3 protein-coding genes and 1 pseudogene are annotated in these 2,146 nt (G+C 66.4%); all 4 read left to right on the forward strand.

Annotated elements, in window-relative coordinates:
• Window positions 1-215, forward strand: a pseudogene (locus tag HGO92_RS23045) (type II glyceraldehyde-3-phosphate dehydrogenase); the annotation flags it as partial.
• Entirely contained in the window at window positions 212-499 is a 288-nt protein-coding gene (locus HGO92_RS24640; protein WP_205835001.1) for a DUF2933 domain-containing protein, read from the forward strand. The pseudogene HGO92_RS23045 and the gene HGO92_RS24640, both read left to right, overlap by 4 nt.
• Window positions 489-1,154 carry a methyltransferase family protein gene (locus HGO92_RS23055; protein ID WP_169999060.1) on the forward strand — a complete coding sequence of 222 codons (666 nt, stop codon included), beginning with the start codon at window positions 489-491 and terminating at the stop codon, window positions 1,152-1,154. The genes HGO92_RS24640 and HGO92_RS23055 overlap by 11 nt, the downstream gene beginning before the upstream one ends.
• Window positions 1,155-1,505: 351 nt before the next feature.
• On the forward strand, window positions 1,506-2,146 hold a 641-nt coding region (locus HGO92_RS23060; protein ID WP_205835002.1), incomplete at its 3' end, for a DMT family transporter.

A 2,146-nucleotide genomic window follows, 5' to 3' on the forward strand; every position in this document is an offset into this window, starting at 1 on the left:
AGGACCTCGTCACGGTCCAGGGCGACGAGGCCTTCCTGACCTACCAGGTCGATAACGAGGCCATCGTCGTGCCCGAGACCATCGACGCCATCCGCGCCCTGACCGAAACCGCGCCCGACGCGGCGGAGTCCATGAAGATCACCGACTCAACACTGGGCATGCGGCAGGACTTCCTCGCCGTAAACGTGCCCGCCCTGCGCGGCGACCGGCCGTGAACCACAACGAACACCCGGCCGGCCACCGGCCCGGCCCGCGCCCCCCGCAGCAGCCAGGTCCGGACAGGCGGGCCCTGCCTGTGCGCGCCGGGCTGGCCGTCCTGATCGTCATTGCCGTGATCTACCTGCTGACCAGCCACTGGCTGCACGTACTCGATGCCCTGCCCTACGTCCTCGTGATGGGCATGCTGGGGATGCACCTGTTCGGGCACGGCCACGGCGGGCACGGGGGCCACGGCGGCCACGGAGGTCCGGGCGGAGGGAGTACGAAAGATGCCGGATGATTACGGGTACATCCTCTGGCTGCTGGTGATCCTGAACTCGGCAATCTTCATCATCTTTGCGTTCAGTTTCGTCAAACCCCGGACAAAACCGGACTGGCGGGCCTTCGGCGGGTTTTCCGCCTTCGTGATCGCCCTGTTTACCGAGATGTACGGCTTCCCGCTGACAATCTATTTCCTGTCCGGGTGGCTGGGCAGCCAGTTCCCGGACCTGAACCTGCTGACCCACAATTCAGGGCACCTGTGGCAGGACCTTGTCGGCTGGCAGGGCGACCTGCACCTGCTGAGCAACGTGCTCATCGCCGCCGGCTTCATCCTGCTGTACCAGGCGTGGCGGATCCTGTATGCGGCCCAGCGGGAACACCGGCTGGCGGTCACCGGCATCTACGCCCGTATGCGTCATCCCCAGTACCTGGGTTTCCTGACCATCATGTTCGGCTTCCTGCTGCAGTGGCCCACCATCCTGACACTGATCATGTTTCCGATCCTCGTGGTGGTCTACCACCGGCTGGCCAAACGCGAAGAAAAGGACATGACAGCCGAGTTCGGAGACGAGTACCTCGACTATGCCCGCCGGGTGCCGGCTTTCATCCCGCGGCTGGGGCCGGACAAAACCAGTCCCGTGCCCAACCGGCCGCACGGCCCGGACACCCGGTAGCGGCCGGTGCGGCCGCCGGTCTCCGGCAGCCACTCCGGGTTCTCGTCAATGGCTGCTGTGCTTGCTGCAGGCTCTCCGGGGCGGAGCCACAGCTGCTGCCCCGGCCACCCCTTGGCCGGCTTACGGGCGGCCGGCAGGCGGACGGTACCCGCCGGGTCACTGGCTCCGCTTCGCGTATCCTGATGATCCTGACCGGAGGAGGTGAGCACGAACGTTCATGGAACTCTCTGACCGCCCTTCGTTCCGTCTCCCTGCAGCAACCACGGTGCTCCCATGCGTAACCGTGACAAAGGCGTAGCCGCGAGCCCGGCCGGACCGGGAAACCCCTTGCGGCGACCGAAGCCCTTACGCATGCTCTGGATCACCTTTGCCTGGGGATCCTGTTTCCTGGCCATCAATATAGGACTGAAGGACGCGCCGGTCCTGTGGTTCGCCGCATTGCGGGCACTCCTCGCCGGCGGAGCCCTCCTCGCGGTGGCGGGGCTGCGGCGCGCGCCGATGCCGCGTGGACGGCGGACCTGGCTCCTGATAACGGTGCTGGGCGTTGTCAACGTGTCGGTGGCCTTCGGCGCCATGTTCGGCGGTCTGGTCGGGCTCTCAACGGGGGCCGCCTCGGTCCTGGCCAACGCCCAGCCGTTGCTCATCGTGCTTCCGGCCTGGTGGATCTACAAGGAACGGCTCTCGCCAAGGACTCTGGCCGCGGTCGGTGTTGGCTTTGCCGGGCTACTGGCTGTGGCCGCACCCAGTGGCGCGGGCACCGGGGCATGGCTATCGCTGACCTCGGCTCTGGCCATCACTGCCGGAACACTTATTTCACGGCAGCTGAAGTCCGACGTCCTGCCGGTGATCGGATGGCATTTCGTGCTCGGTGGCGTGGTACTGGCGCTGGCAGCCTGGCTGACCGAGGGTGCCCCGGCCATTAATTGGAGTGCGCGGTTCGTCGCCATTCTCCTGTATGTGTCCCTCGTGGGGACCGCCGCGGCATTCCTCGG

The sequence above is a fragment of the Crystallibacter degradans genome, assembly GCF_012952295.1.
Taxonomy (GTDB): domain Bacteria; phylum Actinomycetota; class Actinomycetes; order Actinomycetales; family Micrococcaceae; genus Crystallibacter; species Crystallibacter degradans.